Source organism: Rhodococcus sp. T9N (assembly GCF_024436645.1).
Classification (GTDB): domain Bacteria; phylum Actinomycetota; class Actinomycetes; order Mycobacteriales; family Mycobacteriaceae; genus Rhodococcus_F; species Rhodococcus_F qingshengii.
On record NZ_JAMSKS010000004.1, the window covers coordinates 17,041 to 40,839 of the forward strand.

A 23,799-nucleotide genomic window follows, 5' to 3' on the forward strand; every position below is an offset into this window, starting at 1 on the left:
AAACAGGCCGGTAATCGGCCAACTGCCGTTTCTCAATCGACAAGGACTCGACGCGTCGAGCCTCGCTTCGGCTGTCTCGTCACACAGGCCCTCTAAGGTAGGCACCGAACGTCATGCTGGCGCCGCTCGGCCCGATGGCGAAGTAGAAGTTTCGTCAAGAAAGTCGAGGGATACCGTGGTTTCTCTGATCACCGAAGGCAGCTCTACCGATGACCAGGGACGTCCGTTCCGCCGTCGGCGCGCGTGGCCGGTGATCGCCGTGTTCGCGGTACTCGCATTGATCGGCAGTGTCTTGTGGGTCCGCATCCTGAGCGCCGAGGCGGAAGTCAGTGACACCGTCGCCTGCAACCTGCCGCAACCTTCGTCCGATCCTTCGGCAGCGGCGCCACTACCGCTGGGAACCGTCGTCGACCGCTCGAAGCTGCTCGACGTGGATCCCGCTCCCCTCGCCGCCACCAAGGTTCGTGTGTTCAACGCCAACGGTGAACACGGCCAGGCGGCCCAGGTGGCAGCGCAACTGAGCGAGTTCGGCTTCTCCAGCGCGCCGGACGTCCAGGTCGGAAACGACCCCGTCTACGTCGACCAGAACATGGAGTGCCAGGGTCAGATCCGATTCGGAGCGAACGGCCTCGCCGCCGCCAGTTCCGTCTGGCTGGTCGCCCCCTGCGCCGAACTGGTCCAGGACGGCCGCGGCGACGACACCGTCGACCTGGCTCTCGGCACCTACAACAAGGGCGCCCTGACCCCCAACACCGACGCCACCGCGATCTTGCATGCTCTGGCCGAGCAGCCCGCAAACGCCGAAGTCGCTCCGATGGACATCGCACTGCTCAAAGCAGCGCGCACGGCGCGCTGCTGACAGGCCTCAGCTCGGAATCGGCTGATCTGCGCCGATCGAACTGAGCATGTGCGCGAACTGCTCGGCGATCGCCGGAGCGACTGCGTAAACGACATCGCCGTCGGCGGACGTGGAATTTGACGCCGGGACGTTGATGACGGCGCCCGCTTCGGAAGCGATCAAGGAGCCGGCTGCCCAGTCCCATGGACTCAGTCCGTGTTCGAAGTGAGCGTCGACCCGGCCGGTGGCAACCATGCACAGATCCAACGCAGCCGAACCGATGCGTCGGATGTCGCGAACCTGCGGCAGGATCTGCCCGATCAACGTGCCCTGCACCTTCCGGCGATCCGCTCCGTAACCGAAGCCGGTGGCCAACAGCGCCATTGACAGCTCGGTCACTTCATTGGCTTGCAGGTTGCTGACGACGCCGTCGGCCGTGGTCATGGTTGCACCGCCGCCCCGATGCGCGGCGTACGTGGTTTCCAACGACACGTCGACGACAGCCCCGGCTACCGAGAACCCGTCGATCTGTACGGCCACCGAGATGGCGAACGCGGGGATTCCGTAGAGAAAATTCACCGTGCCGTCGATGGGATCGACAACCCATCGAACTCCCGCGGAATCGTCGGTGTCTCCGCCACCTTCCTCACCCAGGATCGAATCTGCAGGGCGCAATTGCGCCAGAAGGTCGCGAATCACCTGTTCGGTTTCGGTATCGACCACCGTGACGGGATCGGTGGGCGTGCTCTTCGCCGCAACCGAACCACCCTCGGCGGCACCGGAACCCACCAGGCCGAATACCTCGGGCCGACGCAAGCGGACGTGTTCGGCTGCGCGTTCGGCGACGGCTACGGCTACTTCCCGCAACTGTGCGGGGTCCAGAGAATCAGCGGAAAAGTCGGGCAACGTTCTTTCTGAAGGGCGCACCGGACCATCGCAACACATCTCTACCGAGGGGCACCACTCGAACGTCTCGAGGCGGGCGGTTCGAGAGGACGCGCCCGGGTCCTTGTTCAGGTTAATGTTTGCAACGGTAGATCGTGACCTCGAATTCGACACTCAGGAGCGCAGGACGATGACAACCACAGGTTTCGGGATCGACGTCGGCGGTAGCGGCGTCAAGGGCGGCACGATCGACCTGAGCACCGGGGAAATGATCGGTGACCGCATCAAGATCCTGACCCCGCAGCCGTCCACACCCGATGCGATCGCGGGCACTGTCGCCGAGATCGTCGAGCAGGCCAAGTGGACCGGTCCGGTCGGCATCACCTTGCCCGCTGTCGTGACCGGCGGCGTCGCGCGAAGCGCCGCGAACATCGACAAGTCCTGGATCGACACCGACGCCGCCGCTCTGTTCGGCAAGGCACTGGGCGGGCGCGAGGTCACCGTCCTCAACGACGCCGACGCTGCCGGAATCGCCGAGGACTCGTTCGGAGCGGGCAAGGACACCTCCGGCGTCGTGATCTTGTTGACCTTCGGCACCGGAATCGGATCTGCCGTGCTGCACAACGGAGTTCTGTTGCCCAACACCGAGTTCGGTCACCTCGAGGTCGACGGCAAGGAAGCCGAGCACCGGGCGGCGTCGTCGGTGAAGGAGAAGAAGGACTGGAGCTACAAGGAGTGGGCCGTCGAGGTCTCGCGAGTTCTGACCACCTTCGAGAACCTGCTCTGGCCAGATCTCTTCATCGCCGGAGGCGGTATCAGCCGCAAGCACGAGAAGTGGATTCCGCATCTGACCAACCGCACCAAGGTCGTCCCCGCCACCCTTCTCAACACCGCCGGAATTGCCGGAGCTGCGCTCGCATCGGTCGGACTGACTAGGCCGGCCTCCGTCGCCGGATGAGAATACCCGCACGTGAAAAGCGGAAAATCTACCTGTTACGGCCCGCCGTGACGTAAGAGTTTCCTGAGAGTCGTTACAATGGTGAAGTCCGGCTGCGCGCCGGCCAACAACCATTGACCTCTCCGCCGGATCACCACTCTGGCGTGACGCCGCACGACACCGTCACGAAAGGGCGTACGTGGCAGCCACCGATACACGTCAGACTGCTGATTCTCCATCAGAGTCAGAGCCACAATCTCCAGCCGTGGAGGCGGCCACCGTCACCGCTCCGGCAGCCAAGAAGGCTCCGGCGAAAAAGGCCCCCGCCAAGAAGGCAGCAGCAAAGAAGGCTCCGGCCAAGAAAGCTCCGGCCAAGAAGGCAGCAGCTAAGAAGGCCAGCCCCAAGAAGGCCGGCGATCCTGACGCCGAAGACGGCGATGTCGAGTTGGAAGACATCGACATCACGGACGGCGACCTTGCCGAGGTCGAGTCCGATGTCGTCGAGGTCGTAGCAGTCGGCGAAGACGAAGAGACCGCTGCAGAGCCGTCCGAGAAGGACAAGGCTTCCGGCGACTTCGTCTGGGACGAGGAAGAGTCCGAGGCTCTCCGTCAGGCACGCAAGGATGCCGAACTGACGGCGTCCGCCGACTCGGTTCGCGCCTACCTCAAGCAGATCGGCAAGGTCGCACTCCTCAACGCCGAAGAGGAAGTCGAACTGGCCAAGCGCATCGAGGCCGGCCTCTACGCCGTGCAGATCATGCAGGACCTCGCTGACAAGGGCGAGAAGTTGCCTGCGGCTCAGCGACGCGACATGAGCTGGATCTGCCGCGACGGCAACCGCGCCAAGAACCACCTCCTCGAGGCCAACCTCCGCCTGGTCGTCTCGCTGGCCAAGCGCTACACGGGCCGCGGCATGGCGTTCCTGGACCTCATCCAGGAAGGCAACCTCGGTCTGATCCGTGCAGTCGAGAAGTTCGACTACACCAAGGGTTACAAGTTCTCGACCTACGCCACGTGGTGGATCCGTCAGGCCATCACCCGCGCAATGGCCGACCAGGCTCGCACCATCCGTATCCCGGTGCACATGGTCGAGGTCATCAACAAGCTCGGCCGTATCCAGCGTGAGCTGCTCCAGGACCTGGGCCGTGAGCCCACGCCGGAAGAGCTCGCCAAGGAAATGGACATCACGCCGGAGAAGGTGCTGGAAATCCAGCAGTACGCGCGTGAGCCGATCTCTCTCGACCAGACCATCGGCGACGAGGGCGACAGCCAGCTCGGTGACTTCATCGAGGACTCCGAAGCTGTTGTCGCAGTCGATGCCGTCTCGTTCACCTTGCTGCAGGATCAGCTGCAGTCGGTACTCGAGACGCTGTCCGAGCGCGAAGCCGGCGTGGTTCGCCTCCGCTTCGGTCTCACCGACGGTCAGCCGAGGACTTTAGACGAAATCGGACAGGTCTACGGCGTCACGCGTGAGCGTATCCGCCAGATCGAATCGAAGACGATGTCGAAGCTGCGCCACCCGTCGCGTTCGCAGGTTCTGCGCGACTACCTCGACTAGTCACACCAGCTATGCACACAAGAGCCGCTCTCCGGATCGCCGGAGAGCGGCTCTTGTGCGTTTGCCGCCTCAGACCAAGAGTGTGTCCCGGAGTTGTGCGACATCGTCCTCGCTCAACTGAAGGCCGTCCCGGACGTAGTTGTCGAAGTTGCCGTACACCCGATCCACCGTGGCGAAAGACGTGTCCAGCCAAGACTGTTCGACGCCGTCGATGAACGCGCTCCCCGTGCGGGGTCCGGTGAGGTACTGATTGCTGAGCATGTAATCGGCGTTCACGTCGGTGCGACTCACGCCGAGGACGGTCAGGAGAACTGCGGTCATCCAACCGGTACGGTCCTTGCCCGCCGAGCAGTGGTAGAGGACTGAACCGTCGGTGTTCGCGACGTTCACCAGCGCGTCGTGGAATGCGCGGCTCGCCCCCGGATCGGTCACCATCAACGCGTACATCGTCGGCATGTCCACCAGCGCCGGGAGGTTGGCGGGGTTGGTTCCGATGACGTCGAACCAGTTGCTTCGCGCCCCGTTCGGAAGGCGATCCTGCGAGAGCGTTCGTTCGACGACCGTACGGAAGTCGTCGACCGATTCCACTCCGCGTTCGCTCAACGACGCGAGATCCGACGGTGTCAGCTTGTCGAGGGCATTCGAGCGAAATACCTTCCCCCACCGAACGGTCTGCCCGTCCGCGGCGTCGTAGCCACCGATGTCACGCGCGTTCGACGCACCCTCGAGGTGTAGCGATCGATCCGCGGCAACCTGCGCAGCTGTGGGTCCGGCGTGGTCGAGAGCGGGAATTCCACCGGCGAGCGCCGGGACCGGTGCACACGAGATGATCAGCGCACACAGAGCGGTCGCGGCGGGACGGGCGATTCTGTTCGACATCCGGACAGAATAGGACCGCAATCAGGACTTCGTACGAACCTTGATGTACAACGAGGCGACCGGTTCGATAACTCTTGCCGCCACCGGGCCGATGACCGCCATCAGGAGCACGTAAGCAGTTGCCAATGCGGCAAGTTCGGCGTCGACGGCGCCTGCGGACACCGCGAGGCCTGCGATGATGATGGAGAACTCACCGCGGGCGATCAGAGCGGCACCGGCGCGCGCCTGACCCATTCGCGCGACACCCTGACGTCTGGCCGCCCAAGCGCCGGTTACCAGCTTCGTGATCGCCGTGACCACTGCCAGGATCGCGGCCCATCCGAGGACTGGCGGAATGGAACTGGGATCGGTGTTGAGACCGAAGACCACGAAGAACATTGCGGCGAACAGATCTCGAAGGGGCTCGAGCACGCGACTGGCATTGTGCGCCGTCGACCCCGAGATCGCGATTCCGAGGAGGAATGCGCCCACAGCCGCCGACACCTGCATCGCCGAACTGATGCCGGCGACCAACAGTGCGGCACCGAGCAGCTTGAGCAGGAGCGTCTCACTGTCGGGACTGTCGAGGAGGGCGGAGACGTACCGTCCGTATCGGAGGGCCACGACAAGAACCACGGTGATGACCAACAACGAGATCCCGACCGCTTCGAGCCCGCCCATGAAGCTCACGCCCGCGAGCATCGCGGTCAGAATCGGCAGGTACAGCGCCATCGCCAAGTCTTCGAACACCAGAATCGAAAGCACGACCGGTGTCTCGCGGTTACCGAGGCGCCCCAGGTCGCTGAGCACCTTGGCGATGATTCCCGAAGACGAGATGTAGGTGACGCCGGCCATGACCGTCGCCCCCACGACGCCCCAGCCGAGCATCAAGCCGACAACCGCGCCAGGGGTGGCGTTGAGGACGATGTCGACGATGCCGGCTACCCGCGAGCGTTTGAGACCGGTGACGAGCTCGGCCGCAGTGTATTCGAGCCCCAACAGCAGCAAGAGCAGGACGATCCCGATCTCACTTGCCAGATGGGAGAACTCGCCGATGTCGCCGAGCTGGATGAAACCGCCCTGTCCGAAGCACAGGCCGCCGATCAGGTAGAACGGGATCGGCGACATGCCGACGCGAGCAGCGAGCCGTCCGAGCAGTCCGAGCGCGAAGAAGACCGCGCCGAGTTCGATCAGTGCGAGGGTGGTTGTGTCCACGCGCCAGTCAGCCGTTGGCCAAGATTTTTGCCGCTGCAGCCAAACCGTCCGGCGTTCCGACTGCCACGAGAAGGTCTCCCCCGGTGAACGTGAAGTCGGGGTTCGGAGACGGGCTCACCTGTCCTGCCCGCATGACGGCGACGATGGACACTCCGGTACGCGTGCGCATGCCGGTGTCCCCGAGGGTCTGTCCGTCGTAGCGAGAACCGTCCTTGATGTAGAGCTGTTTGGTTCGAATGCCCGGAAGATCACGGTGCTCTTCCTCGAGCTGAGCAACGAGCTGGGGGGCACCCAGGAGATTGCTGAGCGCTGCCGCTTCCTCGGTGGTCAGAGGCAGCGAGGCAGCACACGCGTCAGGGTCGTCTGCCTTGGAAACGATGAGGTCGGTATGACCGTCCCGATGGGTGACGACACCCACGCGACGACCGGAAGACAGAACAAAATCCTTGCGCGTCCCGATCCCCGGTAGTGGGGTGACTTCTACGTTCATATACCAACGGTAGCGCCGATCGGTGACCTGCATCGCGGGAGGGCCGTAATCCGCAGGGCACAGTTCACGACCGGCCAACCGGCGACCTACCGAACCGGCGAAAACACGCCGTTCTCGCCCGGAAAATACTCGACGACAGCGGTGACGGCTGCGACGGGAATCGGGGCGTACAGATGCGGGAATCGCATCGATTCCGGGTCCGAGGGGACACCCGGTTCGTACTTGACCTGACCGCCGAGCATGGCCGGATCGATAGCCAGAAGGACTATGTCGTCACGGCCGGCAAAGATCCGATTGGCCGGGAGATGAACTTGCGCCGGAGTCGACATGTGGACAAATCCCTCCGCCTCGAATCCGTCGGGGATACGTTCACCGAGCTGTTGTGCCCGCGCCCACTCCTCGCGCGTGCACATGTGGAGCAACTCGACGCTCTCGTCGACAAGTGGTTCGCGTCCCGGGTTCATCCGCCCAGAATATCGGGCTGAGGTCGGCGATCCGAATCAGCTGTCAGCGAACAATCCTCACCCGAGAATGCCTGCCCAGCGCATTTCCAGTGAGACACAACACTAAGAAACGCCTTCGGGAACAACCCGTAAACCCCAAACGTCTGTAAGAGTGGATCTACCGCGCCATTCCGACGCGGCGGACCAGGCCCCAGGCACGCGGCCCGAATGCCGCAAAGCCAGTACGGAGGAGTCATGCCCGGAACACTGACCAGCCCACAGTTGACCGCTGCCGACCGGTGCGACCGGTGCGGTGCCGGAGCACGCGTACGCGCCGTGCTTCCCACCGGCGGCGAGCTTCTCTTCTGCGGACACCACGCAACCGAACACGCGGATCGACTTCGCGAGATGAATGCCGTCGTCTCCGAAAGCGAACCCGCAATCTGACCTGTCAGCCGGGGGTGGCCTCTTCACGAGGCGCGCCATGAACGCCAGAACGGGCGATCACAGTCACTGTGATCGCCCGTTCTGCCGTTCCGGGGCCGCAAGCACGCGAAGCGTGCGGGACCGGTATCGGCTGCTACCAGCTGCGGAGAATCGCGATGCGTTCGGTCAGCTGATCGACAGTAGCGATGGCCGTCGGCGGACCGCCGCACACCCGGCGCAGTTCCGCGTGAATGATGCCGTGCGGCTTACCAGTGCGGTGAACGTTCATCGCCACCAACCCGTTGAGCTCCTTGCGGAGCGCACCGAGCTGATCTGCCGTGGCCGCTCGATCGGATACCACTGCCGCCGTGGGTTGCGGGGCGGCGGCCTTGGCCGAGTTGGCCTCGACCTGCGTCTGCTGGCGTTGACGCAGCAATGCCCGCATCTGATCGGCGTCGAGTAGGCCTGGCAGACCGAGGTAGTCGGCTTCCTCGTCACTTCCGGCGAATGTCGCGGTACCGAAGGATGATCCGTCGTAGATCACCTGGTCGAGTTCGGCATCGGCGCCCAGGGACGTGAACGCCTTCTCCTCCTCGCCCAGCTCGTCCTTCTGCTTGTTCGCATCGGCGAGCAGGTCGTCTTCGAGGCCGTCCTTCTCACGATGCGGCTTGCCGAGTACGTGATCACGCTGGGCCTCGAGCTGTGCGGCAAGGTCGAGAAGCACCGGCACCGACGGCAGGAAGACGCTGGCAGTTTCGCCCTTACGACGCGAGCGCACGAAGCGCCCGATCGCCTGAGCGAAGTACAGCGGAGTCGACGCGCTGGTCGCGTACACACCGACCGCCAGACGGGGAACGTCGACGCCCTCGGACACCATGCGGACCGCGACCATCCATTTCTGGTCGCTCGCACCGAATTCGGCGATTCGCTTGGACGCGGTGGGGTCGTCGGACAGCACGACGGCCGGCTGTTCGCCGGTGATCGCTGTCAGGGCCTTCGCGTACTCGCGGGCCACTGTCTGGTCCGTCGCGATGACGAGTCCGCCGGCATCGGGCATACCGGTACTGCGCAGCTGCGCCAAACGGGTGTCTGCTGCTTGCAGCACGGCAGGAATCCAGTCGCCGGCAGGGTCCAAGGCCGTACGCCATGCCCGAGTCGTCTGCTCGGCGCTCAGCGGCTCGCCGAGTCGAGCGGTGAATTCCTCGCCGGCGTTGTTTCGCCACCGTGCCTCGCCCGAGTAGGCGAGAAACACGACGGGGCGAACCACGCCGTCCTTGAGGGCATCCGAATATCCGTAGGAGTGGTCGGCTTTCGAGCGGAGCAGACCTTCCTTGTCCGGCTCGTACTCGACAAAAGGAATGGCACTGTCGTCACTGCGGAACGGGGTTCCGGTCAGTGCGAGACGCCTGGTCGCGTCGCCGAACGCTTCACGAATGGCGTCGCCCCAGCTCTTGGCGTCGCCGCCGTGGTGGATCTCGTCGAGGATGACCAGCGTCTTGCGGCCCTCGGTCCGCACACGATGCTTCGACGGGTGCGAGGCAACCTGGGCGTAGGTCAGCACGACGCCGTGATAGTCACTCGAGGTCTGGCCGGTCGAGTTGGAGAACCGCGAGTCCAATGCGAGGCCGGAGCGCTGTGCGGACTCCGCCCACTGGTGTTTGAGGTGCTCGGTCGGCGCCACGACGGTTATCTGGTCGACCGTCCGGTCACGGAGCAATTCCGAAGCTACCCGCAGAGCGAAGGTGGTCTTACCTGCTCCCGGCGTTGCGACCGCCAGAAAGTCACGCGGACTGCTGGAAAGGTACTTGGTCAGTGCACGGCGCTGCCATGCACGAAGGGAACCGGTAGGGGCGCCAGGTTGGGTTCCCGCGGATTGAGCTCCGGCGGGTTCGGGCGACTTGCCGAACTCGGCTGCCACGGTCTCAGACGTCATAGGCCGCGCCTCCACTGGAATCGCACTGTTGTCTCGCGCTCCTCGAATTTTCATCAATGTCCGGCGACGAGCCTAGCCGCCGCCACCGACCAAAGCCGCACTCGAAGCGCGTACTCATGGCCGTTCTCACTCCGGCCGGCGAGGTTTCGCTTCTCTCGCATCCTGCCGACCTGCACGCGAATTGTCTCAGAAATGTGCGACACGTCGGCGCCATGGTTGGGCAACCGGGTGTGTCGTCAGGGATGCTGGAGACATCATGAGTGAAGCGCGAGGCGAGAAGTCGAGCGGAAGTGATCTGCACCACCGCAGATGGCATCCGCTACGCCGCACCGGGCAGTTGATCGGTCGAACCCTGAGCAAGGCCTGGGACGATTCCATCTTCGGAAAGGCGGCTACGGCCGCGTTCTGGCAAACGCTGTCGCTTGCTCCCCTGCTGCTCGGCCTTCTGGGAATGATCGGCTACATCGGTGGGTGGTTCGGACCCAACACCGTCGAGATCATCGAATCCAAGATCGTCACGTTCAGCGGAACGATCTTCAGCGAAAGCGTCGTCGACCAGATCATCCGCCCGACGGTGACGGACGTCCTTCAGCGCGGACGCCCGGAGATCATCTCGGTGGGCTTCCTGCTCTCCCTGTGGGCGGGATCATCGGCGATCAGTACGTTCGTCGACTCGATCGTGGAAGCACACGGGCAGCAGGATGCCCGCAATCCCATCTGGCAGCGCATCTTCGCCCTGCTGCTCTACGTGATGTTCCTGGTGATGGCGGTGTTCATCCTGCCGCTGGTAGCTCTGGGGCCGACGCTCGTCGGGCGAGCACTGCCGGCCTCCTGGTACGTGGTCGGATCGAATCTGGTCGACACGTTCTACTACCCTGCTGTCGGTCTGCTGGTGATCATCGGCCTCACGACGCTCTACAAAGTCGCTCCGCCGAAGTCGCTGCCGTGGCATCGGCTGCTCGCGGGCGCCCTGGTCGCCGGTGTGTTCTTCATGGCCGCCAGCACCGGATTGCGTTGGTACCTGGGATTCGTCACCAGCACCGGCTACACGTACGGCGCACTGGCAACGCCGATCGCGTTTCTGCTCTTCACGTTCTTCCTCGGTTTTGCCGTCGTGCTCGGCGCCGAGTTCAACGCGACGGTTCAGGAGTTCTGGCCCGCTCGTGCCACTCGGATGGAGCAGATGCGAGAGTGGCTTGCGGCTCAGAACACCGACGAAAAGACCGGTCCGGTCACCAATCTGACCTGGCACCTGGCCACCAGCCCGATCCGCATCTCGGGCGACAAAGCGGACCCGGCCACGGTCCCCTCGTACGGGCGGCCCCGCAGCAGACAAACCGAGAGCAGACAATCGGAGTCGCGCCAGAACTCGTGCGTCGACCAAGATCCCTGCGATGAACCGCACGCAGACGCGAAGAGCCCGGCGGCCGACTGCGTCGAGGCTGTCGATCCGCCGAGCTCCGGAAGTACTCCCGCTCGCCTGACCCGAGGTCAGTCGCCCTTACGGAGTCCTTCGTAAATCTTCTTGCAGTCCGGGCACACCGGTGATCCCGGCTTGGCGGACTTCGTCACGGGAAACACCTCACCGCACAGCGCGACGACATGGGTTCCCATGACGGCGCTCTCGGCGATCTTGTTCTTCTTCACGTAGTGGAAGAACTTCGGGGTGTCGTCGTCGGTCGTTTCGTCGGTGGAGACGTCGGGACGTTCCTTGGTTTGAGTGCTCACCCCTCCAATAATGCCGTCTCCGTCACAGCGGTGCGACCCACGGGTCGTGTGCAATTGTCGGCCGAGAGTGGAACAGTGGAGTCATGGCACGAAATGGCGCGTTCGGCAGGTCCTACGAGGCCGGGACTCCCGACAATCCCGTACTGATCACCGAAGCGCAGCAGTCCGTCGAAGAACAGCACAAAGCCCGAGTGCGCAAGTACATGATCATCATGTCCTTCCGGTTCCCGGCGTTGATCCTCGCGGCGATCGCGTACGGCATCTGGGCCAACGCCTGGATCTCGATGCTCATCATCGGTGCATCCATTCCGCTTCCCTGGATCGCCGTCCTGATCGCCAACGACCGACCACCGCGCACCAAGGACGAACCGAGTCGATACGACGGACGAAAGAAGACCGCAGGCGAGATCGAATCCGCGACGCACCACACCATCGAAGGCTGACAAGTTCCGCCTGCGAGAATGACAGGGTGAGAAGCGAAACGCTCCTGTCCATCACCCCTGCGCTGCGTGAGGCTCTGCTTCGCAATCGATTCGACACCGGAACCATGCTCGAGGCGTTGGGTCCCGAAGTTCACGCTGCTCTCGGTCGAAGTGAGCCGGTGCCCGTGCGCCGCGCCACCCGAGAACTCGGGGACCTGGGCGTTCTCATCAGACTGTTCCTTCTCGCCGATGACTGCCCGGCGGGCGACGTCGCCGCGGCGCTGGCTCCGCTGACAATCGCGCAGTGCGTCGACGCCGGTCTGCTCGAAGGTGAGAACTTCGACAGTGAGAATCCGCTCGTGCGGGCCGCGGTGGATCTTCGCCCCATCGACGTCGGCGACGGCGATCGTTGGGTGATCTCGGATCTCGACGGCGGAATCCGTCCCAAGAAGGCCACGGCCGATCATGTGCTGGGCGTCGGGCATGCGTCACTGTCCTTGCTGCAGGCCACGCCCACCGCGAGGGTCGGCAGCGTGCTCGACCTCGGTACGGGATGCGGCATCCAAGCCCTGCACGCGAACACGTACGCCGATTCGGTCACCGCAACCGACATCAATCAACGCGCTGTCGACCTCACGGCAGCAACCATGGCCCTCAACGGACTGGACGTCGAACTCCTTCAAGGGTCCTGGTTCGAACCCGTCGAGGGTCGAACCTTCGACCAGGTGGTCGCCAATCCGCCGTTTGTCGTCGGCGAGGCACGCGTCCATCACACGTACCGCGATTCCGGCCTCGATCTCGACGGTGCGAGCGAATTGATGATCTCGCAATCGATCGACTACCTGAACCCCGGCGGCACGGCAGCTCTGCTGGCGTCCTGGGTGCACGTCGAAGGGCAGGACTGGCGGTCGCGGATCGCGTCGTGGCTGCCGGCCCACGGCGTCGATGCCTGGGTGGTCCAGCGCGATGTCGCGGATCCGGCTCTGTACGTCGGTACGTGGCTCAAGGACGGCGGGCAGGATCCGCGAGATCCGGAAACGGCATCGAGAGCAAACGCCTGGCTGGATCACCTCGAAGAATCCGACGTCGAGGGCGTCGGCTTCGGTTTCGTGTTCCTTCGCCGCACCGACTCCCCCACCGACCTGATGGCCGAGGACCTCATGCACGGCTTCTCGGACCCGCTCGGGGCCGAGGCGCTCGCTTACTTCGACCGTCTTGCCTGGTTGCGTGAACACGACGTCCTCGAGGAACGCTTCGTCCTCGATCCGGACACGGCTCTCGAACGCGTCTACCTCCCCGGTGACGAGGGATGGCAACAAGTGGTCACGCGTGTGCACCGCGGCAACGGACCGCACTGGCAGCACGAGATCGACGAGCTCGGTGCTGCGCTGTTGGCCGGACTCCGAGCGGATGGACTGGTGGTCGACGAATTGATCGAACTTCTTGCCGCGGCGAACGGCGAAGACCCGGACCAGCTACGTGAGGCCGTCGTCACAATGATGGTCTCGCTGGTTCGGCACGGGTTGGTGCTTCCCGTCACGAACTGAGTTCCCGGTGAGTTGCAGATTTTTGTGTTCTCAGCAACTTCTCAGGACGACTGGGAAATAACTGCAGGTCACGGCGATTTAGCGGAAATCGGCACGGGAACTTTCCCGGAACTCTCACACGTTGAACTGTGTGAGAGACCGCCGATAGGGAGGCAAGTCATGACAAGCCCCAGCACCACTACTCGCATTCGTCCGAGCGCCGCAGATCTGGACGCCCAGAGCCCGGCCGCAGACCTGGTCCGCGTCTACCTGAACGGGATCGGTCGTACCGCACTGCTGACAGCAGCAGACGAGGTCGAACTGGCGAAGCGAATCGAAGCGGGGCTGTACGCCAGCCACGTCCTTGCCACGGGAAAGCGCCTGACAGTCGCCAAGAAGAGGGATCTCGCAACGATCGTTCGCGAGGGACAGTCGGCACGTAGCCACCTCCTGGAAGCGAACCTGCGACTCGTCGTGTCGCTGGCCAAGCGCTACACCGGCCGCGGCATGCCGCTCCTCGATCTGATTCAAGAAGGCAACCTCGGACTCATCCGTGCAATGGAGAAGTTCGACTACGCCAAGGGCTTCAAGTTCTCGACGTACGCCACCTGGTGGATCCGTCAGGCAATCACCCGCGGAATGGCTGATCAGAGCCGCACCATCCGGCTCCCAGTCCACCTCGTGGAGCAGGTCAACAAGCTCGCCCGCATCAAGCGCGAACTGCACCAGCAGCTCGGGCGAGAAGCCACGGACGACGAGTTGGCCGAAGAGTCGGGCATCCCGGCGCACAAGATTGCCGACCTGCTCGACCACAGCCGCGACCCGGTAAGCCTGGACATGCCTGTGGGCAACGACGAAGAAGCGCCCTTGGGCGATTTCATCGAAGATTCCGAGGCGACCTCGGCCGAGAACGCCGTCATCGCCGGTCTGCTGCACAGCGATGTGCGCAGCGTGCTCGGGACGCTCGACGAGCGGGAGCAGCAGGTCATCCGACTTCGCTACGGTCTCGACGACGGCCAGCCCCGCACCCTCGATCAGATCGGCAAGCTCTTCGGCCTCTCGCGTGAGCGGGTTCGTCAGATCGAGCGTGAGGTCATGGGCAAGCTCCGCGTCGGCGATCGCGCCGAGAAACTGCGGTCCTACGCGAGCTGATCAAACAACACAGCACGTGCGTCAGCGCGCCACACCACTCGCGCTGACGCACCGCACAAAGCACCGGCCACCGCAACTTCCCTCCCCCTCGGGAATGTGCGGTGGCCGGTGTTGTTCGCTGTGTCTACCGCAGCCGCCTGGGCCCCAGGTCGATTGCGCTCGGCTCAGGTCCGATTCGGACACGTGAATCGGTGATCTCCGCGCCGGTAGCCGAAGCGAGTACCGGCTCACAGGCCAGTTCGCGGACTTCGGGAATGTCGTCGGCCAGCGCCGAGATGCGCTGGACCAGATCAACCAGCGCACCCTTGTTGACCGGAACGGCGTTGCGGTATCCGGAGAGAAGCGGCGCGGCCTTGGGCGCGTCGATCAATTCCGTAGCAGCGTCCTCGGTGAGTGGCAGTACGCGATAGGCACGGTCACCGAGGAGATCGGAGATCACGCCGGCAAGCCCGAACGAGATCAGCGAACCGAACGACGGGTCGTCTTGGACACCAACCACACATCCGATGCCCTTGGTCGCCATTTTCTGCACGTGCAGCAGCGGTTCACCCGACGCGGCCGCAAGATCTCGGTAAGCGAGGCGCACCGATTCCGGTCCACTCAGATCCAGCCTGACACCGCCCAGATCCGGTCGGTGTCGCCACATTTCGCCGGTTGCCTTGACCGCGACCGGGTAGCCGACAGCATCCGCTGCCTCCACAGCTTCGTCTTCGCTCAGGACCGAACGGAATTCGACGACGGCGACCCCGTAGCACTCGAGCAGCGCCGCCGCTTCCACATCTGAAAGCCAACGGCCAGGAGAGTTTTCAAGCCAATCAGCCACCATCTTCTGGGCTCGCTCGGAGTCGATACCTACGGGGCGAACCACCTTCGACGCAGGCTTGCTGCGCCACTCCGCATATCGCCAAGCCCTCGCCAACGCCAGGGCGGCACGCTCCGGCCCCGGGTAGGACGGCACCGAACCGCGGGTCGGGTTACCGACTTCGTCACGAACTGCCAGGACGTCCGGCACACCCTCAGCTGCGAGGAACGTGGTGAGAATCGGCTTGTCCGAGCCTGCGACGGCGTCCTTGAGTGCTTTCGCGAACGGCTCGACCGGAATGGCTACCGGAGGAACGAAGACGGCGATGACGGCATCGACGTCGAACGACGCCAAAGCGTCGCGCACGGCAGTGGCGAAGAGTTCCGGACTCGCCTGGGCGCCGAGGTCGACCGGGTCGCTGACCTGCAGACCTTCACTGCGGGCCGCGTCCGCAGCAAGGACACCGAGCGCGGTCGAGTTGCCGATGACCGCAAGCCGGGGGCCGGCGGGCAACGGTTGGTATCCGAAGAGCAAGGCGCAGTCGAACAATTGTGAAATGGACCCGACCTGAATGACGCCCGCCTGTTCGAAGAGGGCGCGGACGATCGAATCGTCGATCTCGACTCCGGTGGCGGCGAGCACTGGCGGAACCGCGTGCCGACCGCTCTTCACTGCGACGATCGGCTTCTTCCGCGCAACTCGACGGGCGATGCGAGAGAACTTCCGTGGGTTGCCGAAGCTCTCCAGGTAGAGAAGGACCACTTCGGTGGACTGGTCGGAATCCCAGTACTGCAGAAGGTCGTTACCCGAGACGTCCGCACGGTTACCGGCGGAAACGAAGGCGGACAATCCGATTCGGCTGCGAGCGGCTTCGTCGAGAATGGCGATACCGAGCGCGCCGGACTGACAGAAGAAGCCGACGTTGCCTGCCACCGGCAAGACCGGCGCGAGCGTCGCATTCAACGAAATCGCCGGGTCGTTGTTCGCGACACCCAGCGCATTCGGGCCGATGAGGCGCATACCGTGAGCGCGCGCTGCATGGACCAGTTTGCGTTCGGACGAGCGCCCGTCCGGACCACTCTCACTGAAGCCCGACGAGACGACCACCAGCGCTTTGACCCCCTTGTCGAGGCAGTCGTCGAGTACCGAATTGATCGATTCTGCAGGTACAGCCACGACGGCGAGATCGACGTCGTCGGGGATGTCACGAACCGTCGGATATGCCCGAACGCCGTGTACCGAACGATGCTCTGCGTTGACGGGATAGACCGGTCCGGTGAATCCGCCGCGCAGCAGGTTGGTCAACACCGCGTTACCCACTTTGGCCGGGTCCGCTGATGCGCCGATCACCGCCACCGATCGCGGGCTGAGCACGTTTCCCATGCTGCGGGCCTCAGCTGCCCGCTCACGCGAATTACGTACTGAAACAAGCGCTTCCGTCGGGTCGATCGCGAATTCGAGTCTCAGCACGCCACCGTCGAAAGAGCGGCTCACCTGATACCCCGCCTCACGGAACACCGTCACCATGTTGCGGTTCTCGGAGAGGACCTCGGCGACGAACATCGTCAGACCGTTCTCGGCCGCTGCCGCTGCCAGGTACTCGAGCAGGATCGGGCCGAGGCCGCGCCCCTGGTGTGCGTCGGCGACGACGAAGGCGACCTCGGCAGACTTTCCGTCACCGACGTCGAGCAGTCGCTCGTATCGACCCACCGCGATGATCTCGTCGCCGAGCATCATCACGAACGCCACGCGGTTGTGGTGGTCGACCGTCGTGAAGTTCTTGACGTCGCGCGCCGACATCGTGGGGTACGGGCCGAAGTAGCGCAGATACCGGGTGCGCTCGGAGAGTTTGCCGTGGAATTCGACGAGCTTGTCCGCGTCTTCGGGAACGATGGGTCGCAACGCCACCGCTCCGCCGTCGGAGGCGAGAACATCGACTACCCAGGAATGGGGATAGGTGTGAGCGGGGTCGGTCTTCGGCGCCTGGCCGCTCGCCTCGCCGCCGGCAGCTACGGTATCGGACTGTTCAGTCACGGGGATCCTCCGGGTCGAGTCCGAGTAGCGGGAACGAAGCGCGACGTGTCGCGATGATCGCCGAGTCGATACGGGTGAGTGCACGGTCCACCGAGGCGACACCTGTCTCCGGTGTACCACCCGGGCCGTCCCACGGCGTGTAGGCGACATCGCCGCCGTCCCCCATGGTCGGCGGGAGGTCGACGCTCGGCGCTCGCAGCTTCGTCGATTCCTTCCAGTCTTCCGGGACAGCGGTGTCGACGTCGATCTCGCGATCGAGCGCTGCAGCGATCAAGTGAGTCCATGCCCTCGGCACGACGCGCACCAGTCCGTATCCCCCGCCTCCGACTGCCAGCCACCGCCCCTCGGAGTAGCGGTCGGCGAGGTCACGCATCGCCAAAAACGCGGCGCGCTGACCGTCGACGGTGAGGGCGAGATCCGCGAGCGGGTCCTCGCGGTGCGAGTCGACTCCGCACTGGCTGATGATGATCTGCGGGCGGAAGGCTGCAATGGCTCCCGGGACGACGGCGTGAAATGCACGCAGCCACAACGCGTCGACGGTTCCGGGCAGCACCGGGATGTTCACCGCCGTACCTTCGGCGGCCCCGTCGCCGACTTCGCTCGACCATCCGGTGTTCGGCCACAAGGTTGCCGGGTGCTGATGCAGCGAGACCGTGAGCACCCGCGGGTCCCCGAGAAACGCATGTTGCACTCCGTCGCCGTGGTGAGCGTCGACGTCGATGTAGGCGATGCGGTCGTAGCCGTTGTCGAGCAGCCACGAAATCGCAACCGCCGCATCGTTGTAGACGCAGAATCCAGAGGCCCAATCCGCCATCGCGTGGTGCATGCCGCCGCCGATGCTGACCGCGCGCCTCGTTCGTCCCGAAGCGATTTCCTGCGCTGCGGCCAGCGAGCCGCCGGCGAGGATCGCACTGGCTTCGTGCATGTGCGGGAAGACCGGGTTGTCCTCGGTACCGAGCCCGTGGGGAACATCCTGGCCGCTCACACCGTTGTTCGCAGAGTTACCCGCGTCTTTGACCGCTGCAAGATATGCCGGTGTGTGGATTCTGAGGAGGTCGGCATCGGACGCGGCACTCGGTTCGAGAAATTCGATGCCCTCGAGAAGTCCGAGGCTTCGCGAGAGTGCCATCGTGAGATCGAGGCGAGTGGGATTCATCGGGTGATCGGCGCTCCACCGATAGCTCAGGTACTCCGGACTCCACACCACGACTCGATTCGCTCGAGACGCCGCGGGGTCCCCGTCAGATCTGATCGACGCGGTCATGGGATCACGCTACTTCCTTCTCGTTTCGTGCTGCACACCACACTCGTGGCCCGCTTCGGAGACCGAGATCGAGTGACACGAATCCAATTCGGACACGCGCTGGACTCGCCGCGGTGGAGGCGGCACCGGAACCACGAACTGAACGGTAGAATGATCAACTGACGAAGGGGTTGAGTGTGAAGGATCTAGTCGACACCACGGAGATGTATCTCCGGACGATCTACGACTTGGAAGAAGAGGGCGTAGTCCCACTCCGGGCGCGGATCGCCGAACGGCTCGAACAGAGCGGACCCACCGTCAGCCAGACTGTTGCGCGTATGGAGCGTGACGGCTTGCTGATGGTCGCCGGCGATCGACATCTGGAACTCACCGACAAGGGTCGCGATCTCGCGATCTCTGTCATGCGTAAGCACCGGTTGGCAGAGCGCCTGCTGGTGGACGTCATCGGTCTCAAATGGGAAGACGTACATGCCGAGGCATGCCGTTGGGAGCACGTGATGAGCGAGGAGGTCGAGCGTCGGCTCGTCGTCGTTCTGAACAACCCCACGACGTCGCCCTACGGCAACCCGATTCCGGGCTTGGACCAGTTGGGACTCGACGGCCCGGTTGCCACCACCGAAACATTGGTGCGCCTGACCGATATTCCGCACGGCGCACAGACAGCTGTGGTCGTTCGGCGACTGGCCGAGCACGTGCAGTCCGATCCCGAGGTGATCGCGCAGCTGCGTGACGCCGGCGTCGTTCCCGACGCCAGGGTGACGGTCGAAACCCGTCCGGGCTCGGTGACGATCATCGTGCCGGGTCACAGCGGGTTCGACCTGTCCGAGGAAATGGCTCACGCCGTTCAGGTCAAGCAGGTCTGAGGAAGTAGATGAAACTCCTGGTCACCGGCGGCGCCGGTTACGTCGGCAGTGTGTGCAGCACTGTGTTGCTCGAGCGTGGACACGAGGTTGTCGTCATCGACGACCTCTCCACCGGAAATGCCGACGCGGTGCCTGCCGGTGCCGAGTTCATCGAAGGAGACGTGGGAGCGCTTGCCGCCGACGTCCTCGGCAGTGCGGGTTCACCGGTTTTCGACGGTGTGCTTCACTTCGCGGCGCAGTCGCTGGTCGGCGAATCGGTGCTGCACCCCGAAAAGTACTGGCGCGGAAACGTCGTCACGACCATCGAGTTGCTCGAGGCGATCCGTGTCTCCGGTACTCCGCGCCTCGTGTTCTCGTCCACCGCCGCAACGTACGGCGAACCGGAGCAGTCCCCGATCGTGGAGACCGCTCCGACCCGCCCCACCAATCCGTACGGCGCGACCAAGCTCGCGATCGATCATGCGATCACCTCGTACTCGATCGCTCACGGCCTCGGTGCGACGAGCTTGCGCTACTTCAACGTCGCGGGCGCGTACAAGTCCGCCGGTGAGAACCGGGTGATCGAAACCCACCTGATTCCGCTCGTCCTTCAGGTCGCACTCGAGCAGCGGGACAAGATCTCGGTCTTCGGAACCGACTGGCCCACGCCGGACGGAACCGCGGTACGCGACTACATCCACGTGCTGGACCTCGCCGAAGCACATCTACTGGCGCTCGAATCCTCGGTTCCCGGCGAGCACCGCATCTACAACCTCGGAAGCGGTGCCGGCTTCAGCGTGCGCGAGGTGATCGCCGCCTGTGCGCGGGTCACCGGCCTGCCGATCAACGTCGAGGACGCGTCACGACGGCTGGGTGATCCGGCAGTACTGATCGCATCGAGCGACAAGGCGATTACCGAGCTCGGTTGGACGCCCACGCGTACCGATCTCGACGTCATCGTCGCCGACGCATGGCAGTTCCTCCAGGATCTGGGCGACCGCTCACACGCTGCTCGCTAGCTTCCATTCGGCAGTGCCGGCGGCAAGCCGGTGATTCCGAGCGATTCCCCGATGGACAATCCGACGGCCGCGAGGTCACGGATTCCGTCGGGGCGCATACCGGATTGCAGCGATAGATCCAGCAATCCCGCCAAGGTGTGTTCCGAATCGGCCGACAGCGCGGCCGACAGCGCAACACCTGCCAGAGGTCCGTCGCCACGCACGTATGCAAAGAAGCCGAGAAGTGTTGCCGGCCAAGCTCGTTCGGGCAACGGGACTTCATGGGTGAGCACGAGCCACAATTGCTCAGCATGTGCCGCAACGGACGTGATCGCCAATCCCAGCACCACGTCGCGCACGCGTACGTCCGTCAAAGCGACCACCAGATCGGCGCATTCCTGCGGGTCAGGGCAGTGAGCGCCTGCCTCGACACGGCGGACATGTTCCAACACCAGATCGATCCGGCGCTGAACTGCGGTTTCACCGCTCGGTCCTCCACTGTGCGCGCTCGACTCTCGTCGGCTCGCGATCAGTCGGGCAATCGTGTCGTGATTGCGAGCGGCGCCGTGTACCCACCGGACCAGTTCCTCACGCGAACGGCGAATGACCCTCCCGCCCAACACCTGTGCTGCTGCAACCGACGAAGATGCCGGGTCTGGCAGGGTGCCGCGGTGAATCGAACGCATGACGCTCGTCCACGGCTGGCCAGATTCTATTGCGGCCGTGCACAATACGTCGGCCAGCTCGACGCAGGTTCCGCCGAGCATGTCTTCGAATACCTCGGCCAGCTCGATGGTTTCATCGATCAGAGTTTCAGCCGCCGAGCAATCGGTGATCACCACGAGAACGACCGCACGCGCGCCTTCCCCGTCACAGACGGCGGCGAACTGGCGCAGCGCCGCGCTCATCTGCCTCGCGGGCTTTCCCCTGACACTGGGAAAGTAGTCGTGCCGCATCACTGGTCCGAGCGTCGAGGCGGAGGCGCCCATCAGAGACAGCGCAACCACAGAGTTGGACGGATGGAAGCCCAGGAGTGCGGGTATTGCCGCGATCAATTCGCCTGGATCGGAGACGCGTTCGACGCATCCGAGAAGGGCGGCAAGGTCGTCGTCGGAGAATTCGAATTCTCCCGGAAGAGGTGATGTCGTCATGCACACACCGTCGCTGATCACCCTGACCCGACCGTCTGCTCGAGCAGGGAAAACAGCTGCGTCCAACTCGTCTGTGGATTACCGCATTTGTTGGGGACCAAGTACCGCGCCGCACCGAGCAGCTCCGCTACTTGTCGGACCTGTGTGCTGTGAAATCACTTGCCTGCTTTGACCTTCTGCACGGCTGCGGTGAACGCTTGATCCAGCGGTGCCGTCGAGGGCGTCGCAGAACCGAACGTCATCAGTGTTGTCGCCACCCGTACGTCGCCGACCTGCGCGATCAAGGTCAGCATCGTCTGATCACCGGCTGTGGCCTTGGGGGACACGACAGTGCGGCGAAGTGACATCGTCTTGTCGGCATCGATCGGCGACGGCGGAAGAATTTCCGTCGTCACTGCCGTAGTGACGCCGTTCGCAGTGACAGTCATGGACGGGCACTGCCGAGTTTGCGCTTCCAACTCGTCCAGTGGTGCATCGACCTTCGTGAGTTCGACCGAAATCGTTGCCCTCGTCGCGTTGTCGGTCCCGACCGCCATCACGGTCCCGTTCGGACCGTAATCCTGTTCCGGTGGCTCACATTCGGACGGATCGACGGTGGCACCGCGCGGGACGCCGACTAGATCCGGCGCTGCCATCGGAACGGCTTGCGGGGGCAGCACAACAGCGCCGAAGGGCTCGGGGAATTCCTCGGGAGTCAGCAGCAGTTCGGACAGCGGTGCCGCCGTTTTCGGAGAGGTGGATTTCGGCGTCGAGGATTTGGGTGCAGCCGTCGTACTCGGCGCCGCCGTGCCGCTGTCGGTCGCACCGGCAGTCGCCGGCGCGGAGTCCGGAACGGGTGCTCCTTGGACCGACCCGGAGCAGCCCGCGAGTAGTGCAACGGCGGCCACCGCAGCAAGTGAGCATGCGGCCACTCGCCTGGACGATCGTGGACACACCCGCATGTAAGCCTCCGCACTCGACCGATCCCGACAATCGACCAATCCATTTCGGACAAATCGGCCGTGCCGACCTTGTGTTCCACTCTGCCATGTCCGAAGCCGCGCACCCGACATCTAGCGAACGCCCAGGCCAAGTGTCGAAAAATACCGCTCAGCTTCGCTCTCGGCGAACGCCCGTCTCGTCGGATCGGGAATGATCGGTCACCGACTCGGTGTTCTTACCGATGAACGTCTGATCCAGTGCTGTCGGGCACCTGACTCCGATGCTGTCGAGCGTGCGCCGATAGTGGACACTTGAGATCAAGACCGAAGAGCGAAGGGGACTGCGATGGACGAACAGTCGAGGATGTACGAGCTGGAATTTCCGGCGCCCCAGTTGGCGGCTGCCGACGGCCAGGGACCGATCCTGATTCACGGACTCGAGGGTTACTCCGACGCCGGTCACGCCGTGAAGTTGGCGACGACGCATCTGCGCGAAAGCCTCGAGACCGAGCTTGTCGCGTCGTTTGCTGTCGACGAGCTGATCGACTACCGCTCGCGTCGACCGACGATGACGTTCAAGGCCGATCATTTCTCCGATTACGACGCTCCGGCGCTCAATCTGTACGCACTGCGCGATACGGCCGGCACGCCGTTCCTGCTGCTTGCCGGGATGGAACCGGACCTCAAGTGGGAGCGGTTCACCACAGCTGTTCGACTGTTGTCCGAACAGTTGGGAGTGCGTCGAACCATCGGGCTCAACGCGATTCCGATGGCAATCCCGCACACCCGACCGCTCGGTGTGACAGCACATTCGACCAACAAGGACCTGATCCAGGACCATCAGCGTTGGTCAGGTGAACTGCAGGTTCCCGGCAGCGCATCATCACTGCTCGAGCTTCGTATGTCTCAGCACGGGCACGAGGCGATGGGCTTTTCGGTGCATGTCCCCCACTACCTCGCGCAAACGGACTACCCGGGCGCCGCAGAAACTTTGCTCGAAAACGTTTCCGAGGTTTCGGATCTGGAGTTGCCCTTGGTGGCACTGGGTGAGGCCGCGGCGCGCGTTCGGGAACAGGTTAACGAGCACATAGCCGGGAACGAAGAAGTTCAGACTGTAGTCCACGCTTTGGAGCGTCAATACGACACTTTTGTCGCCGCTCAGGAACAACAGTCGTCCCTTCTGGCCGGCGAGGCCGACCTTCCCAGCGGTGACGAGATCGGCGCAGAGTTCGAAAAGTTCCTGGCCGAACAGGCGGGAAATGACGACTTCGGCTCAGCTGGAGACCTCGATCGAGGCGACAACTGACGAAAATGTGACGGGCGGGGCGCATAATTCGACATTGTGCGCATTCCGCAACCCCTCCGTTACCTGGGCTG

Annotated in this window: 22 protein-coding genes; 11 read left to right on the plus strand and 11 right to left on the minus strand. The window is 63.8% G+C overall.

Annotation, left to right across the window (positions count from 1 at the left end; all coding sequences use genetic code 11):
• The first annotated feature begins 175 nt into the window (after positions 1-175).
• A complete protein-coding gene (gene cei / locus M1L53_RS08795; RefSeq protein WP_003942618.1) occupies positions 176-859 on the plus strand; it encodes an envelope integrity protein Cei in 684 nt (227 codons plus the stop codon).
• 6 nt (positions 860-865) lie between these two features.
• On the opposite strand, the gene M1L53_RS08800 is transcribed toward cei, so the two are convergent.
• Positions 866-1,744 (minus strand): inositol monophosphatase family protein, encoded by an 879-nt coding sequence (locus tag M1L53_RS08800; protein WP_054188584.1) that lies wholly within the window; start codon positions 1,742-1,744, stop codon positions 866-868.
• A 169-nt stretch (positions 1,745-1,913) separates the two neighbouring features.
• On the opposite strand from M1L53_RS08800, the gene ppgK reads away from it, so the two are divergent.
• Together ppgK and M1L53_RS08810 are read left to right on the plus strand one after the other, a co-directional pair.
• The gene (gene ppgK, locus M1L53_RS08805; RefSeq protein ID WP_042449945.1) at positions 1,914-2,681 is read left to right on the plus strand and encodes a polyphosphate--glucose phosphotransferase; all 768 of its coding nucleotides are present in this window, start codon (positions 1,914-1,916) and stop codon (positions 2,679-2,681) included.
• 112 nt (positions 2,682-2,793) lie between these two features.
• A complete protein-coding gene (locus tag M1L53_RS08810; protein ID WP_370333980.1) occupies positions 2,794-4,218 on the plus strand; it encodes an RNA polymerase sigma factor in 1,425 nt (474 codons plus the stop codon).
• A 69-nt stretch (positions 4,219-4,287) separates the two neighbouring features.
• Here M1L53_RS08810 and M1L53_RS08815 read toward each other — a convergent pair whose 3' ends face one another.
• From M1L53_RS08815 to M1L53_RS08830, 4 genes are all read right to left on the minus strand, one after another.
• The gene (locus M1L53_RS08815; protein WP_030536889.1) at positions 4,288-5,097 is read right to left on the minus strand and encodes a tyrosine-protein phosphatase; all 810 of its coding nucleotides are present in this window, start codon (positions 5,095-5,097) and stop codon (positions 4,288-4,290) included.
• A gap of 21 nt (positions 5,098-5,118) precedes the next feature.
• Positions 5,119-6,291: a cation:proton antiporter gene (locus M1L53_RS08820; RefSeq protein WP_003942634.1), complete on the minus strand. Its 1,173-nt coding sequence runs from the start codon at positions 6,289-6,291 to the stop codon at positions 5,119-5,121.
• Positions 6,292-6,298: 7 nt separating this feature from the next.
• Positions 6,299-6,781: a cation:proton antiporter regulatory subunit gene (locus tag M1L53_RS08825; protein WP_021344116.1), complete on the minus strand. Its 483-nt coding sequence runs from the start codon at positions 6,779-6,781 to the stop codon at positions 6,299-6,301.
• An 86-nt stretch (positions 6,782-6,867) separates the two neighbouring features.
• Positions 6,868-7,245 (minus strand): DUF952 domain-containing protein, encoded by a 378-nt coding sequence (locus M1L53_RS08830; protein ID WP_054188514.1) that lies wholly within the window; start codon positions 7,243-7,245, stop codon positions 6,868-6,870.
• Between the two features lie 234 nt (positions 7,246-7,479).
• Here M1L53_RS08830 and M1L53_RS08835 point away from each other — a divergent pair, with 234 nt between their 5' ends.
• Positions 7,480-7,671, plus strand: a complete 192-nt coding sequence (locus M1L53_RS08835) for a hypothetical protein (protein WP_003942643.1) — start codon at positions 7,480-7,482, stop codon at positions 7,669-7,671.
• A gap of 133 nt (positions 7,672-7,804) precedes the next feature.
• On the opposite strand, the gene M1L53_RS08840 is transcribed toward M1L53_RS08835, so the two are convergent.
• The gene (locus M1L53_RS08840) at positions 7,805-9,583 is read right to left on the minus strand and encodes a DEAD/DEAH box helicase (protein WP_003942642.1); all 1,779 of its coding nucleotides are present in this window, start codon (positions 9,581-9,583) and stop codon (positions 7,805-7,807) included.
• Positions 9,584-9,839: 256 nt separating this feature from the next.
• Here M1L53_RS08840 and M1L53_RS08845 point away from each other — a divergent pair, with 256 nt between their 5' ends.
• Positions 9,840-11,102 (plus strand): YihY/virulence factor BrkB family protein, encoded by a 1,263-nt coding sequence (locus M1L53_RS08845; RefSeq protein ID WP_054188515.1) that lies wholly within the window; start codon positions 9,840-9,842, stop codon positions 11,100-11,102.
• On the opposite strand, the gene M1L53_RS08850 is transcribed toward M1L53_RS08845, so the two are convergent.
• On the minus strand, positions 11,075-11,311 hold the full coding sequence (locus M1L53_RS08850) for a DUF3039 domain-containing protein (RefSeq protein WP_003942602.1): 237 nt from the start codon (positions 11,309-11,311) through the stop codon (positions 11,075-11,077). The genes M1L53_RS08845 and M1L53_RS08850 overlap by 28 nt on opposite strands.
• A gap of 83 nt (positions 11,312-11,394) precedes the next feature.
• Between M1L53_RS08850 and M1L53_RS08855 the strand changes: the two genes are divergently transcribed.
• The 3 genes from M1L53_RS08855 to M1L53_RS08865 all read left to right on the plus strand — a co-directional run bounded on the left by M1L53_RS08855 (position 11,395) and on the right by M1L53_RS08865 (position 14,411).
• Positions 11,395-11,754, plus strand: coding sequence for a DUF3099 domain-containing protein (locus M1L53_RS08855; protein ID WP_054188516.1), 360 nt, complete (start codon positions 11,395-11,397; stop codon positions 11,752-11,754).
• A 26-nt stretch (positions 11,755-11,780) separates the two neighbouring features.
• The gene (locus tag M1L53_RS08860; protein WP_054188517.1) at positions 11,781-13,280 is read left to right on the plus strand and encodes a class I SAM-dependent methyltransferase; all 1,500 of its coding nucleotides are present in this window, start codon (positions 11,781-11,783) and stop codon (positions 13,278-13,280) included.
• 159 nt (positions 13,281-13,439) lie between these two features.
• Entirely contained in the window at positions 13,440-14,411 is a 972-nt protein-coding gene (locus M1L53_RS08865; protein ID WP_003942639.1) for a sigma-70 family RNA polymerase sigma factor, read from the plus strand.
• 124 nt (positions 14,412-14,535) lie between these two features.
• Here the strand turns inward: M1L53_RS08865 and M1L53_RS08870 are convergent, their stop codons facing one another.
• Together M1L53_RS08870 and M1L53_RS08875 are read right to left on the minus strand one after the other, a co-directional pair.
• Positions 14,536-17,247, minus strand: a complete 2,712-nt coding sequence (locus M1L53_RS08870; RefSeq protein WP_007732826.1) for a bifunctional GNAT family N-acetyltransferase/acetate--CoA ligase family protein — start codon at positions 17,245-17,247, stop codon at positions 14,536-14,538.
• Positions 17,240-18,511 (minus strand): acetoin utilization protein AcuC, encoded by a 1,272-nt coding sequence (locus M1L53_RS08875; protein WP_003942159.1) that lies wholly within the window; start codon positions 18,509-18,511, stop codon positions 17,240-17,242. The genes M1L53_RS08870 and M1L53_RS08875 overlap by 8 nt, the downstream gene beginning before the upstream one ends.
• Before the next feature lie 176 nt (positions 18,512-18,687).
• Here M1L53_RS08875 and M1L53_RS08880 point away from each other — a divergent pair, with 176 nt between their 5' ends.
• On the plus strand, positions 18,688-19,374 hold the full coding sequence (locus M1L53_RS08880) for a metal-dependent transcriptional regulator (RefSeq protein ID WP_003942150.1): 687 nt from the start codon (positions 18,688-18,690) through the stop codon (positions 19,372-19,374).
• Between the two features lie 8 nt (positions 19,375-19,382).
• Positions 19,383-20,372: a UDP-glucose 4-epimerase GalE gene (gene galE / locus M1L53_RS08885; RefSeq protein ID WP_007732821.1), complete on the plus strand. Its 990-nt coding sequence runs from the start codon at positions 19,383-19,385 to the stop codon at positions 20,370-20,372.
• Here the strand turns inward: galE and M1L53_RS08890 are convergent.
• Positions 20,369-21,502, minus strand: a complete 1,134-nt coding sequence (locus tag M1L53_RS08890) for a DUF4192 domain-containing protein (RefSeq protein ID WP_039973312.1) — start codon at positions 21,500-21,502, stop codon at positions 20,369-20,371. The two genes, galE and M1L53_RS08890, sit on opposite strands and share 4 nt — an antisense overlap.
• A gap of 155 nt (positions 21,503-21,657) precedes the next feature.
• Complete coding sequence (locus tag M1L53_RS08895) at positions 21,658-22,413, minus strand: sensor domain-containing protein (protein ID WP_007732815.1); 756 nt, start codon at positions 22,411-22,413, stop codon at positions 21,658-21,660.
• Positions 22,414-22,768: 355 nt separating this feature from the next.
• On the opposite strand from M1L53_RS08895, the gene M1L53_RS08900 reads away from it, so the two are divergent.
• Entirely contained in the window at positions 22,769-23,728 is a 960-nt protein-coding gene (locus M1L53_RS08900; RefSeq protein ID WP_003942198.1) for a proteasome assembly chaperone family protein, read from the plus strand.
• Positions 23,729-23,799 lie beyond the last annotated feature (71 nt).